12 protein-coding genes are annotated in these 12,488 nt (G+C 71.1%); 6 read left to right on the top strand and 6 right to left on the bottom strand.

The window, feature by feature from the left end:
* Positions 1 to 666, top strand: a complete 666-nt coding sequence (locus PSQ21_RS13355) for a class I SAM-dependent methyltransferase (RefSeq protein WP_274030730.1) — start codon at positions 1 to 3, stop codon at positions 664 to 666.
* A 129-nt stretch (positions 667 to 795) separates the two neighbouring features.
* Here PSQ21_RS13355 and PSQ21_RS13350 read toward each other — a convergent pair whose 3' ends face one another.
* The 4 genes from PSQ21_RS13350 to PSQ21_RS13335 form a co-directional block, all read right to left on the bottom strand.
* Complete coding sequence (locus PSQ21_RS13350) at positions 796 to 1,329, bottom strand: hypothetical protein (RefSeq protein WP_274030729.1); 534 nt, start codon at positions 1,327 to 1,329, stop codon at positions 796 to 798.
* A 56-nt stretch (positions 1,330 to 1,385) separates the two neighbouring features.
* Complete coding sequence (locus PSQ21_RS13345) at positions 1,386 to 1,928, bottom strand: hypothetical protein (RefSeq protein WP_274030728.1); 543 nt, start codon at positions 1,926 to 1,928, stop codon at positions 1,386 to 1,388.
* Positions 1,928 to 4,114: a DUF6571 family protein gene (locus PSQ21_RS13340; RefSeq protein WP_274030727.1), complete on the bottom strand. Its 2,187-nt coding sequence runs from the start codon at positions 4,112 to 4,114 to the stop codon at positions 1,928 to 1,930. Before PSQ21_RS13340 ends, PSQ21_RS13345 begins: the two co-directional genes overlap by 1 nt.
* Before the next feature lie 85 nt (positions 4,115 to 4,199).
* The gene (locus tag PSQ21_RS13335) at positions 4,200 to 4,646 is read right to left on the bottom strand and encodes a hypothetical protein (RefSeq protein ID WP_274030725.1); all 447 of its coding nucleotides are present in this window, start codon (positions 4,644 to 4,646) and stop codon (positions 4,200 to 4,202) included.
* A gap of 227 nt (positions 4,647 to 4,873) precedes the next feature.
* Between PSQ21_RS13335 and PSQ21_RS13330 the strand changes: the two genes are divergently transcribed.
* Positions 4,874 to 5,767, top strand: a complete 894-nt coding sequence (locus PSQ21_RS13330; protein WP_443334387.1) for an NPP1 family protein — start codon at positions 4,874 to 4,876, stop codon at positions 5,765 to 5,767.
* A gap of 15 nt (positions 5,768 to 5,782) precedes the next feature.
* Here the strand turns inward: PSQ21_RS13330 and PSQ21_RS13325 are convergent, their stop codons facing one another.
* The gene (locus PSQ21_RS13325) at positions 5,783 to 6,346 is read right to left on the bottom strand and encodes a TetR/AcrR family transcriptional regulator (RefSeq protein ID WP_274030723.1); all 564 of its coding nucleotides are present in this window, start codon (positions 6,344 to 6,346) and stop codon (positions 5,783 to 5,785) included.
* Positions 6,347 to 6,418: 72 nt separating this feature from the next.
* On the opposite strand from PSQ21_RS13325, the gene PSQ21_RS13320 reads away from it, so the two are divergent.
* Entirely contained in the window at positions 6,419 to 6,856 is a 438-nt protein-coding gene (locus PSQ21_RS13320; RefSeq protein ID WP_274030722.1) for a hypothetical protein, read from the top strand.
* 56 nt (positions 6,857 to 6,912) lie between these two features.
* Here the strand turns inward: PSQ21_RS13320 and PSQ21_RS13315 are convergent, their stop codons facing one another.
* Positions 6,913 to 7,512 carry a hypothetical protein gene (locus tag PSQ21_RS13315; protein ID WP_274030721.1) on the bottom strand — a complete coding sequence of 200 codons (600 nt, stop codon included), beginning with the start codon at positions 7,510 to 7,512 and terminating at the stop codon, positions 6,913 to 6,915.
* Positions 7,513 to 7,707: 195 nt separating this feature from the next.
* Between PSQ21_RS13315 and PSQ21_RS13310 the strand changes: the two genes are divergently transcribed.
* The 3 genes from PSQ21_RS13310 (at position 7,708) to PSQ21_RS13300 (ending at position 12,471) form a co-directional block, all read left to right on the top strand.
* Complete coding sequence (locus tag PSQ21_RS13310) at positions 7,708 to 10,119, top strand: tetratricopeptide repeat protein (RefSeq protein WP_274030720.1); 2,412 nt, start codon at positions 7,708 to 7,710, stop codon at positions 10,117 to 10,119.
* 178 nt (positions 10,120 to 10,297) lie between these two features.
* The gene (locus tag PSQ21_RS13305) at positions 10,298 to 10,915 is read left to right on the top strand and encodes an AAA family ATPase (protein WP_274030719.1); all 618 of its coding nucleotides are present in this window, start codon (positions 10,298 to 10,300) and stop codon (positions 10,913 to 10,915) included.
* Positions 10,916 to 11,208: 293 nt separating this feature from the next.
* Positions 11,209 to 12,471, top strand: a complete 1,263-nt coding sequence (locus tag PSQ21_RS13300) for a hypothetical protein (protein WP_274030718.1) — start codon at positions 11,209 to 11,211, stop codon at positions 12,469 to 12,471.
* The last annotated feature ends 17 nt before the right edge of the window (positions 12,472 to 12,488 follow it).

Below are 12,488 nucleotides of genomic sequence, written 5' to 3'. Positions count from 1 at the left end.
ATGAAACCCGCGCACCTGGAACCGATCCGGCAGTCGTACGATGCCGTCGCCGCCGCCGACTACGCCCGGTCCGTCAAGGACCCCGGCGAGCTGGACCCGCTGTCGCGTGCCGTGCTGGCCGCATTCGCCGAGCTCGTCACGACGGCGGACCTCGGGCCGACGGCCGATGTCGGCTGCGGGCCGGGGAAGGTGACCGCGTACCTGACCTCGCTGGGCGTTTCCGCCTTCGGGATCGACCTGTCACCGAGGATGGTCGCGCTGGCGCGTGCGGCCTATCCGGAACTGCGCTTCGAGGTCGGCTCGATGACCGCGTTGGAGGCGGGTGACGACGAACTCGGTGGCATCCTGGCGTACTACTCGACGCACCACCTGCCACCGGAGTCGCTCCCCGGCGTATTCGCCGAGTTCCACCGGACTCTGGCTCCCGGCGGGCACCTGCTGCTCGTCACCCGGGTCGGTGACGACGGGCACCAGCGTCTGACGCACGGCTACGGCGGCCCTCCCGTCCCCTTCGACAGTTACCGGCTGCCCGCGGACCGGATCGCCGAACTGCTGGAACGAGCGGGGTTCGTGGTCACGGGGCGGACGTTGCAGGCGCCCGAGGAAGGCGCGAAGCGGCCGGTCGCCGGTTTCATGGCCCACAAGCCGGAAGCCAGGCAGGCGTAGCACTGCCCTGGTGGGTGGGGTGAGCGGGGGCCGGACCTGCCGCACGGCAGGACGTCGAGTGCGTTCCGGGACAGGGCCTTCGCAGCATTGCGCTGCCCGCGATGCGGGTGTGCCCGGTGGCCCGGCCCCCTACGGTCGGCAGCCCTCCGCCTCCATCGCGACGGGGAGTTGGGAGCGCAGGAACTGCTCCAGGACGCGACGGCGCTCGGCGGTGTCCTCGGGGTCCTCCACGCCATCGATGGCCAGCACGAACTGCATTCTCTCGCCCTGGTACGTGCAGGCCCGGAGAGCCATCCCTCCGTGGTCCGCGATGGTGGCACCGTCACCGATGTCGGCGGGCGCCGGGTTGCCTAGGCGGAGCATGACCGATTCCTTGACCTCCAGTGGCTTGACGAACGGTTCGACGACGTCGCCCCGCAGTCCCACCCGTTCCTGTCCATCGATCTCGAACTCGCAGCGGGGCTGCTTGGGTTCCGAGAAGGTGTCCTTGGTCTTCAGCTCCTCGCCTCTGGGCAGAAGTTGGCCGATCAGGTCGGGGTCAACCTTCGTGCCGCAGGCCTCCGAGACCTTGAATGCTGCGGGGCTGCCGCAGCCGGTAGCCCCCAGAAGTAGGGCGGCGAGCAGCGCAATTCCGCCCCCTTGCCGCAGAACGTTTCTTCGCATGCGCCCCTCACTACGTCCTCCGGCCCTCCCACGTATCTTCTGCCCCCGGCCCGGCCCTACGGTCGGCAGCCCTCCGCCTCCATCGCGACGGGGAGTTGGGAGCGCAGGAACTGCTCCAGGATGCGACGGCGCTCGGCGGTGTCCTCCGGGTCCTCCACGCCATCGATGACCAGAACGTACTGGCTCTTCTCTCCCTTGTACGTGCACGCCTGTACGGCCATGGCCGCGTGGTCCGAAATGGTGGCGCCGTCGCCGACGTCGGCGGGCTTCGGGTTGCCCAAGCGCCGCATGGTCCGTTCGTTGACCTTCAGTGGCTTGATGAACGGTTCGACGACGTCGCCCCGCAGTCCCACCCGTTCCTGTCCATCGATCTCGAACTCGCAGCGGGGCTGTTTGGGTTCCGAGAAGGTGTCCTTGGTCTTCAGCTCCTCGCCTCTGGGCAGCAGTTGGCCGATCAGGTCGGGGTCAACCTTCGTGCCACAGGCCTCCGAGACCTTGAACGCGTCGGGTCCGCCGCAGCCGACGGCCCCAACGAGTAGCGCGGCAAGAAGTACGGCACGGCCTGTCGGACGGGGGATGCTCTTCTTCGCCGGCTTCATCACCCTCCGCCCGCCAGCCCGCTGGCGCGGTCGTTGCCGTCGTACGCAGCACTGCCGATTTCCCTGGTGATGGTGTATCGGGTGTTGGAATGGCCTGGGTTCGCCTTCTCCCACTCGTCAGCCAGTGCCTGCAACTGCTGCTCCCTCCCCTTGAACGTTTCTCTGTTGTCCTGAACTTGGATCGCGTCGATCCGCTCCTGCTCCTGCGTCTGCCACTCGTACGCCGCAGCGTCGATACCGCGCTGGGCGATGTCACCCACCCCGGGAACGAAGTTCGCGATGCTGCCGAAGCCGTGGTACAGCCACTTCGCGTCCCACGAGGGGTCGTCCTTGTCGGTCACCAGGGCCTGGTAGCGGGCCTGTTCCAGGAAGCCGACCGTGGCGCCGGCCCGCTGCAGGGTCTCCTTGGGGTCCTTCGGGTTGTCCTCGTGAATGTCCCGGACGATCTCCCGGTTCAGGCCCTCGTTGAGCATCCCGTACGCGTTCTGGTCGCGGGAGATCTGCTTGGAGACTTCCAGCAGTTGGTCCCTGTCCAGCAGCTTCGGGTCCTTGGGGTCGTCGGCCAGTGCGCTGGCGGAGTGGTGAACCGTGTCGCCGTGGTTCGTCAGCACGATCGCCATGTCGTCCCGCATCTCGGCGGGGAAGTCGTCGCCACGCGCGGCGAGGTACTTCAGCGAGCTGTCGAGCACCTCCCGGTGCTGTCCGGTGTGCTCGGGGGGCCGCGCGGAGCTGTCGTTCGGGTCGACCCCGGTCGCCGCCGCGACGAGGGCGTCGCCGGTCGCCTCGTAACTCGCCTTCGGGCCGTCGTAGTCGCCGGCCGACTTTCCGTATCCCATCGAGTCGGGCACCACGTCGTTGAAGGGCTCGCGGTCCTTGAGAACGTACTGCGCGTTGTCCTGGGGGTCCGTCGAGCTGAAGAAGTCGGTGGCCGCGTCGGGGTTGTGGGACAGGGCCTTCATGAACCCGGTCATCGGGTCCGTACCCGCGTCGGCCTCGTCGCCGTAGTGGAGCTGGTCGATCTTCGCGTACGACGGGAGCCTGTCCCAGGGCAGTACGTCCTCCCGGTTCTTGCCGCCGGGGCCCGGGTCCTTGACGTCCCCGGTGTTCTCCTTCTCGTACTTGACGAGCGCGTTGCCGTAGTCGTTGAGGAACTCGCCCTCGTACTTCCCGTGGCGCATGAGGTTGCTCATGGCCTGGAAGCCGTGTACGCGGGTCTGACTCCCGCCCTGGCCGCTGCCGACGTTCTCGCCGCCGAGCGCGACCACCCGGTCCTTCCAGGCCTCCATGCCCTCGCTGTTGGAGTGCGATGCGGTGGCCAGCGTGGTGCCCAGCTGCTTCTCCAGCGTGCCGAGCAGCTGCATGCGCTCCTCGCGCGCCTCCCGGGTGCCTGTTCCGCCGCCTTCCCGGTTCTCCCAGCTGTCCAGGTCCACCGCCCCGGCGAAGAACTTCAGCGTCCCCTCCGGGCCGAGGCCCAGGGCCACGCGCTCGGCGAAGACGGGGTCGTTGGGGTGGGCTTTCATCAGGGCGTTGAAGCGTGCCAGCTGGTCGTTGGTGAGCTCGCTGGGGTCCTTCTTGCCCAGGGCGATGAGCTCGTCGGAGTCCTCGATGCTCTTCTGCGCCGAGTCGAAGCTGTTGAATCCGCTCGACTCGAACCCGTGCTTGTCCTTCGCGTGGAAACGCAGCGCCGTGGCGGCCGTGCTGTCCGTCTCGCCCGCCGCGGTCAGGATGGTGCTGATCTCCTTGGCCACCGCGTCGATCTCCGCCTGGGTCGGCGGTTCGATCTTCGCGTCGCCGGCCGCCTGCGGTGAGGGGACGGCGGCGTTGACCATGCCCTTGTCGTTCACATAGATGTTCTTCTTGGCCGCGCGTCCCACCGCGTCGGCCAAGTCGCTCTTGTGCTTCGTCAGCTTGCTGTGCGCGCCGCTCAGGATCGTGTGCACGCTCCGGGCGACGGTGACGACGTCATCGAACTCCCGCGCCGTGACCGTGACGAAGTCCTTGGTCACGGTCGCGTTCTGGCCCTTCCAGTCGGCCGCTCTGGCCTTGCTGCCCAGATCCGCCGCGCTGACCTCGCCATTGCCGCCGTCGGCGACCTTGACCAGCTTGTCGACCATCGCCTGCCAGTCCGCGACCGCCGCCTGGAGCTTTCCCAGACGCAGATCGTTGAGTTCTTGGAAGGTGACCATGATGCGTGCCCCCGTAGTTCTGCGTGCCTGCGTGCCTGCGTGCCTGCGTGCCTGCGTGCCTGCGTGCCGCGTGCCTGCGTGCCGGCTACTTGTAGTAGTCGTTGATGCGCGACACGGACAGCTCGTCCCCGCCGACCGTGCGCATGTCCGTCGCGATCTTGACCGTGTCCTTCGCGTGCTCGGCGCGGGTGTAGTCGAGGTGGTTGGAGATGTGCGCGCACGCCTCCTTGAGCGTTCCCGCCTTCGTGTTCCAGGCGTCGTGGAGTTCGGTGAGGGCGGAGCCCATGTCCAGCCCGTCGTTGAACAGCTGGATGGAGGCGTCGAAGGTGTTCTGCCGTGCGTGGTCGGACGCGGTGGAGAAGTGCTGCCGCAGGCTGTGAGCCGCGTTGCCGAGCGCGCCGAGGACGTTGTCGTGCACGACCAGGTCTCCGTCGCCGCCGCCACCGCCGCTTTCGGGGGCAACCTGATTCAGCCGCATGGCCGCGTCCTGCTGGACCCGTGCCTTCGCCTGCTCCCACTCGTCCCAAGTCATAGGTCCTCCGTGAAGCCGTACGTCGATTCTTCTTCCGCCCCGAGGCTGCCTGTTCCCCCACGTTATCTTCGCTTCTTGATCGTTTGCTGGGTGGGCGGCGGCCGAGTGCCGGCGGGCAGGTGGGAGGAGGCCTTCCGTTTCTATCTGTCATGAACAGGGCAACTCTTGCGGGGGTCGATCCCCGTCGCAACGTGCTGATGTGCCCGATGAGTCAGGAGCGAGAAACCATGCGAACTCTGCCGAAACCGGCAATGCCGACCGGAACCCGCGGTACCGCATCCGTCGCCGTAGGAGCCCTGCTTTCCGTCCGCAACGGGTTCGTCGCCCGTGCCCACGACGGTGCCGCCCGCAGGCGCACCACCCGCACCGCCGCCGTACTCGCCGCCGCCGGTCTCCTCGTGCTGGGCACCGCCTCCGCCGCCCACGCCGACCCGCCCGGCAACCTGCCCCAGAACGCGGGCGGTTACGAGCAGGCGTTCTCGCCCGCCTTCGACTACGACGGCGACGGCTGCTACGCCACCCCCGCCATCGGCCCGGACGGCACCCTCGCGCCCGGGCTGAGGACGACCGGTGCGATCAACGGCAGTTGCCGGGACCGGTGGGACCTGGACAACTCCCAGACGTACGCCCGCTCGAAGTGCAACAACGGCTGGTGCGGCATCGTCTACGCGAGCTACTTCGAGAAGGACCAGGCCGTTCACGGCAGTGGGCTCGGCGGGCACCGGCACGACTTCGAGCACGTGATCTCCTGGGTCAACCAGAGCTCCAACCAGGTGGATCACGTCTCGACGACGCAGCACAGCACCGTCAGGACCTACCCGCGCTCGCAGGTGCGGTTCGACGGTTCGCACCCCAAGGCCGTCTACCACAAGGACGGGCCGAGCACGCACTTCTTCCGGCTCGCCAACGGCAACGACGAGCCGCCCGAGAACCACTACGGCAACTGGCGCTACCCGCCGGTCGTCGACTGGAACGGCTTCCCCAGCACGGAGTTGCGCGACAGGCTCATGAACGCCGACTTCGGAGCCGCGACCATCAAGGTCACCGACAAGGACGACCGCTTCCGCAACCTGCTCAACAGCTCCAAGCCGGCCGGAATCCCCTTCGACCCCTGGGCCTGACGGCTACGGAGAAGGTCATGCGTGCGGGCGGTGCTCGTCGTCGTGGCGGGGCAGGCCGCGCAGCAGCGTGCCGAGGTAGAGGGCGAACGGCGGCTCCGCCGGGGCACTGCCCGTCGCCGCCAGCCAACGGACCACGCCGAGGCCGAAGACGGACCAGTTCTCCTCGGCTTGTCGTGTGCCCGCTCCGCCCGCGCGGAACGCGGCGACGGCCCTGTCGTGCAGCCGCTCGAAGGACGCGAGGTGGTGGCGGTGCGGGCGGGCCACATGTGCGGCGTATCCGGGTACCGCCAGGAACTCGTCGTGCATCGCCCACGCCAGCCGCTCCAGCCAGTCGAGCCAGTTCCCGGCGTCGGGCTCGTCCCCGGGGAGCACCCGGTCGACCATGACCTCGCTGACGAGGTCCAGTACGCCGTCGCGGTCGGGCACCCACCGGTACAGCGACGAGTGCGAGACCCCGAGCCTCGTCGCGAGCTCCCGCATGGTGAGCGTCGCCACGTCCCCTTGCAGGGCCGCCTCGGCGATCCGCTCCCGGCTCAGCCGCGGCGGCCGCCCGGGCCCGTTCCTTCCGGTGCTGTTCATCGGGGCAAGCGTATGCGGGGAGGGCTGCGCTTATTAGTGACCAGTGGTCGCTAATGCTGTTAGGGTCGGCTGATGGACCTTCGGGAAATGGCACGGACACCACGCGAGATCGACGCCTCGGGGCTGCCGATGGATCAGGCCCAGGCGCTCGTCCTTGATGAGCTGCGCGTTCTGACGGAGCGCGCCGAGCCCTTCGCGGCGATCCTCCTGATGCCCGCACCGCCGCCACAGGGCCGCGCTCCGGCGGCACCGGCACCGGCACAGGCGCAGGCACCGGCGTCGGCATCGGCGCCCGGCACCTCCACCGCCGACCGCGTCCGGACCCTCAAGCTGATCCGGCCCGGCCTCACGGCGCACTGCCGGGGCCTCGCCTTCGTGGCCCCGCCGGACCTCCCGGCGGAGCGCGCCGAGGCGATCCACAGCAGCGAGCAACTCTGGGGCTGCCCGACGATGGCCACGCAGGACGTGACGGCCGCCCGCACCTGGGCCGAGGCGCGGGCCATGGGCTGACGGGGCCGGCCCGGCCGAAGGGGGCGTGGAGGCTCGGCCCGATATGACCGGGAGGCTCAGCCCAGGGTGAGCTGGAAGTGGGCCGTCTCCCGGTAACCGGCGTCCGGAGGGGTGACCTCCACCGTGACCGGAACGCCCGTGCGGGTCGGCTTCATACGGACCGCGACGCTGCGCTCCTTGCCCTCGGCGAGCGGCGGTACGAGGGCGGCGCGGGACTTCTCCGAGTTCAGCCAGCTCACGCTGTAGCCGCTGGCATAGTCGTCGCCGGACTCGCCGGCCCGGACGACGAGGGCCGGGGGAAACGAGTCGCCGTCGAGGCGCAGTTGCTCGTCGGTGCCGTTCTTGAAGGTCACGGTGAGGCTGTAAGTGCCGTCGTCATGGGGCTGCGGACGGCTGACGGTGACCGACAAGCCGTCCTCGTACCGGGCCGTCATGCCGGGGCCGAGCGGCTGGGACACGCTGCCCGAGAGGCCGGGCTGCTCCATCTGACCGTCGCCGTCGAGGCTCTTCTCGAACTCCGTGACCGCGGCAGCTCCCAGCATGATCAGTACGAAGAAGGCAATCACGGCAATCGCGCAGCCGTAGAACCACCGCGAGCTGTCGGCGGGTGGTGTGTCCGTGGCTGACGTGTCTGCTGCGGTCGCTTCCGTGTCCATGCGCGCCACGCTAGGCAGCGGCCGGAGCGGGAACATGGGCGCCGGTACTCAGGGGGCGGTTGAGTAGGCGCGAGGGCCCGCGCCGCTCGCTTCTCGCCCTGGCGACCGGCTGGCTCCCGTCCGCGCGGCTCGCGGAAGCGCGGCTTCGCGGAGGCGCGGCTCCCGGACGGACGGCCCCGCTGACAGACTGGCCCCATGCATCCGCCCAGCCCCCGCCGTCTCTCCCTCCAGCAGATCGTCGAAGGGCAGCGCCGTGCCGCCTTCGTCGGGCGGAAGGCCGAACTAGGCCTCTACCGGGGCAATTTCGCGCTGCCGCCCGAGGACCCCCGGCACCGGTTCGTCTTCCATGTGCGGGGGAACGCCGGGGTCGGCAAGACCTCGCTCGTACGGGAATGGCGCGAGGTCGCGGGGGAGTTCGGGGCGCTGACCGCTTCGGTCGACGAGAGCACGGACTCCGTCCCGGACGTACTCGCGGACTTCGCCGCACAGTTCGCCGAGCAGGGGTACCCGCTCAAGGCGCTGGACCGGCTGCTCGTCACCTACCGGCGCGCGCGCCACGACGCGGCCGGCCGGCTCGCGGCGGACAGCGAGACGCCGGGCGGTGCCCCTTCCCCCGGGGCGCTCGCCGCCGCGCAGGCCGGGCTGATCGCGGCCGGGACGATACCCGTCGTCGGAGCGCTCGCCGGGGGCATCGACCCGGCGGTCGTGGCGCGGGGCGCGGGCGGACTGCGGGCGGTCTTCGGGGGCCGGGCCCGGCAGCAGGAGGAGGCTCTGCTGCTGGCGGAACCGGTACGGGTCCTCACCCCGGTCTTCGTCGCCGAGCTGGACCGGGTCGCGGACACCGTGCCCTGGATCGCCCTCTTCCTGGACACCTACGAGCGCACCGCGCCCCAACTGGACCGATGGCTGGCGGACTTGCTGACCCGTGGTCGGTACGGCGACCTGCCCGCCAACCTCGTCCTCACCCTGGCCGGTCAGCGTCGCCTCGACCCCGTCCACTGGGGCGACCGGAGCCGGCTGGTCGCCGACGTGCCGCTCGGGCCGTTCACGGAGGCGGAGTCGCGCCAACTCCTGCACGGTCGAGGGGTGGTGACGGAGTCCGTCGTACGGGAGGTGCTGCGGCTCTCCGGCGGTCTGCCCGTCCTGGTCTCCACGCTCGCCGCCAACCCGGGGGCGGCCGGCGAGGCGAACGCCACCGCCGTCGAACGGTTCCTGGCGGGGGAGAGCGACCCGGCCCGCCGGGCGGCGGCGCTGGCCTGCGCGCTGCCGCGCCGGTTCGACGAGGACCTGGTCGCCGTCGCCGTGGCCGCACCGAGGAACGGGCAGCACGCCGTGCCTGATCTCTACGACTGGCTGCACGAGCTGCCGTTCGTCGCCGAGCGGCACTCCGGCCACTCCCGCTACCACGCCGTCGTCCGGGCCCCGATGCTCCGGCTCCAGCGCACCGGGTCGCCGCGACGGTGGAAGGCGGCCCATGACCGGCTGGCCGACGCCTTCGCGGCCAGGCGGGACGCGGCGGCGGAGGGCATCGACCCGGAACGCCTCTGGGCCGAGCAGCCCTGGCGCCGGGCCGCCCTGGACGTGCTCTACCACCGGCTCTGCGCCCGCCCCCGCACCGCGCTGCCCGAGGCCCTGCGCGCCGGGATCGAGCTGTGCGGGCAGGCCCCGTCCCGCGCCCGCTACTGGGCCCTGACCCTCGCGGAGGCGGGCGAGGACGCCGACAGCGCCGTACTGCGCGAGTGGGGCCGGGACCTGCTGGCCGCCATAACGGACCACGGTCCCCGCCCCACCGCCGCCCTCGGCCTCCTCCTGACCCGGGCCGAGCTGACCGACACCGACCGGGCCGCCGCCCTCGTGGTGCGCGCCTGGCACCGGTTCCGCGCCGGGGAGCTCGACGCCGCGCTGTCCGACCACGGGCGGGCTATCGCCGTGGACCCGCGCAGCGAACGCGCCCACCAGGGCAGGGCGGTCATCCTGCGCTCGCTCGGCCGCTACGAGGAGGCCCTCGCCGACCTGGACCGGGCCGAGGAGATCGCGCCCGCCTGGGCCTGGGCGGTGCGTGAACGCGGGGAGACCTACCGCCGGATGGGCCGCCTGGAGGAGGCCCTGACCGTCCTGGACCGGGCACACGCCCTCGACCCGTCCGACGCTGTGCCCCTGGGCAGCCGGGGCCTGGTCCGCCATGCGCTGGGCCGGCACGAGGAGGCGCACGACGACTTCGACCGGGCCATCGCGCTGTGGCCGGAGTACGCCTGGGCGCTGGTGAGACGGGCCCGGGTCCGCACCGCCCTGGGCGACCCGGTGGGTGCCCTCGCCGACCTGGACCGGGCCGAGGAGCTGTCCCCCGGTCTGGCCGGAACGGAGGGGGAGCGGGGCGAGGTGTACCGGGCGACGGGCCGGCCCGAGGAGGCCGTCGCCTGCTACGGCCGTGCCCTGGCGCTGGACCCCGACTACGCCTGGGCGCACGGCAGCAGGGCCCTCGCGCTGGAGGCGCTCGGCCGCATCCCGGAGGCGCTGGCGGACCTCGACCGGGCGCTGGCCCTGGACCCGGACTACGCGTGGGCGCGGGCACAGCGGGAGCGGTTGGGGGCGGCGGGAGGACCGTGAGGCTGCCGTCGAACCGCGTGCCGCCCGGGTACGGGGCGCGTTTCGCGAGTCCCGCCTGCTCGGCGACGCCCGGCACGCACGCTCGCCGCGTTACCGGGATCACCCCGGTACATCCAGTACCGGGGTGGCCCTCCGCGCGGACGGCGCTCCTTTCGCGGCACGCTTTAGGGTCGGGGACATGCGGGATGTGCGGGTGGTGCTGATCGGCGGGACCTCGAACACCGGGAAGTCGACGGTCGCCGAGGCGGTGGCGGAGCGGCTCGGCTTCGAGCACCGCTCCACGGACGGCCTGGCCCGGCACCCGGGACGGCCCTGGCGGACCCCGGAGCACGAGGTGCCGCCGCATGTCGCGGAGCACTACGGCACGTTGACCACCGACGAACTCCTCGCCTCCGTCCTCGACCACTACGAACGGCTCCGGCCGCGTATCGAAAAGCTGATCACCGACCGTGCGGGGGCCGGGGCTCCCGGACTGGTCCTGGAGGGCTCGGCGCTCTGGCCCACGTGGGTCGCCCGCCTGACGGTCCCCCGTACGGCCGCCGTATGGCTCACCGCCGACGACACGGTCGTACGCGACCGGGTGCGGGCGGCGGGGCGCTACAAGCAGGCGACGGACGCGGAACGGCACCTCATGGACCGGTTCCTGGCCCGGACCGTCCGCTATCAGGCGCTGATGCTGAACGCCGTGGACGCGCTTGGGCCGGCCAGGGTCGACACGGGCGGCGGACGCACGGCCGCGGAGCTGGCGGACGCCGTGCTCACCGTCGCGGCGGCCCAGGCACGCCCCGGCCGCTGACCTGAGCACCCTGCGCACCGGCCCAAAAACGACCTGCGGGACGTCCGTCGTCATACCCGTACGTACCCGGGTCGGCCCGGTCCGGGCGCATGGTGGCAACCGCGACGGAGGGGGCGTGGCGATGTCCGAGCGGCCACGGAATCCTTGGCACGGGTGGAGAGGAAACCGGTAACCTTTCTCTGCTTCGTACAGCGAACACTGAAGACGGGGGTGTCGGTGCGCGAACACCAGACGGGGGTGTCGGTGCGCGAACACCGTAGGCACGGAGGCCGAACGTACCGGGCGGGGCGCGGATGACCGCCGATGTGGGCTCCGGCGTCGGCTTACGGCAGTCGGTCAGCCTCATCATTCCGGTCCGGCTCCACGCCGACCCGGGCGCGTGGGCCGAGGGGCCCATTCCCTTCGAGGCCGGCGGCCACCGGACGGATGTGGGCTCGCGCCAGACGTATTTCACCCCGGCTGCGGGGCGCGCGCTCTACGGGGCGCCGCAACGGCCGCGCCGCTGGCACCTGTTCGTCGACGTCGCCCACGGCCCCCTCCATCTGCACGGCCTGGAGATCCTGCGCACCCCTACGGAGCTGCATCCGCACCACGCACAGGCCGTCCTGCATCTCAGCGTCCCCTCGGCGGGGTTGCTGGATGTCCTCCGGGCGCTGGGAGGCCGGGCGGGCGCCGGGCCCGACCCGATGGATGGCCCGCTCGCTCCTGACGTCCTTCTCGCAGGCGTCGCCTCGCCGATGGCTCCGGGTGCCGCCACGCACCCGTACACCGTTGCGTTCCTGACCCCCGGCCCCACCGCGACCGCCGCGCTGCGCTCCGGCGGTGAGCTTCCGGAGACGGCCGACCGCTGGCTCTGGGCGCTGGCCTCCCGCTCCAACGAGGCGGACTTTCCCACCGCCCCGGAGCAGCTGCCCAGCCAGACCGAGCGTGCGGTGCGGATCTCGGCCGACTGGAGTGCTCTCGTGCTCCGCCACGGTGCCGCGTTCCTCGGCCACCGGCCCGACGAGGGCGACGGAGACTTCTACGATTTCGCCGCCCTGCACGTCCGTTCCGTCTACCTGGACGCCCTCCTTCTCGGTATCGCGCAGCGCGACCACATCGACGAGCTGACCGACGGGCTCTCCGGGGTCTTCGACGGCCCCGGGCTCGCCCGCCGCGTCACTGAACTCGAACGGGACATCGCAGGGTTCCGGAGTACCTACTGGCGTCAACACCTGACCGCCCACGGCCCGGCCAACGAGCTGTTGCTCGCCTATCACGAGCAGTACCGGCTGCCCGCCCGGTTCGAGGAGATCCTCGCCGAGGCCGCCGACTACTCCCGGCTCGTCCAGACGCAGGACGGACAGCAGATCGCCGGAGCCCTCGGTGTGCTGACGATTCTCGGCCTGCCGCTCGGCACCGCACTGAGCATCCTGCAGGTGCTCGGCGACGAGGACCCCCGCCACCTCCTGCTCGCCCTGGCGCTTGCTTTCGTCGCCACGGCAGCCGCTTTCACCACTCGGTACGGCCGCCTCGTCCTCGCCTCGCTGCGCGGGAGCCGCACCTCCGGCGATTGAGATCAACAGATGTGCCC

The sequence above is a fragment of the Streptomyces sp. MMBL 11-1 genome (assembly GCF_028622875.1).
Classification (GTDB): domain Bacteria; phylum Actinomycetota; class Actinomycetes; order Streptomycetales; family Streptomycetaceae; genus Streptomyces.
The sequence above is the reverse complement of the archived record's forward strand: the minus strand, read 5'-3'. Positions and strand labels throughout refer to the sequence as shown.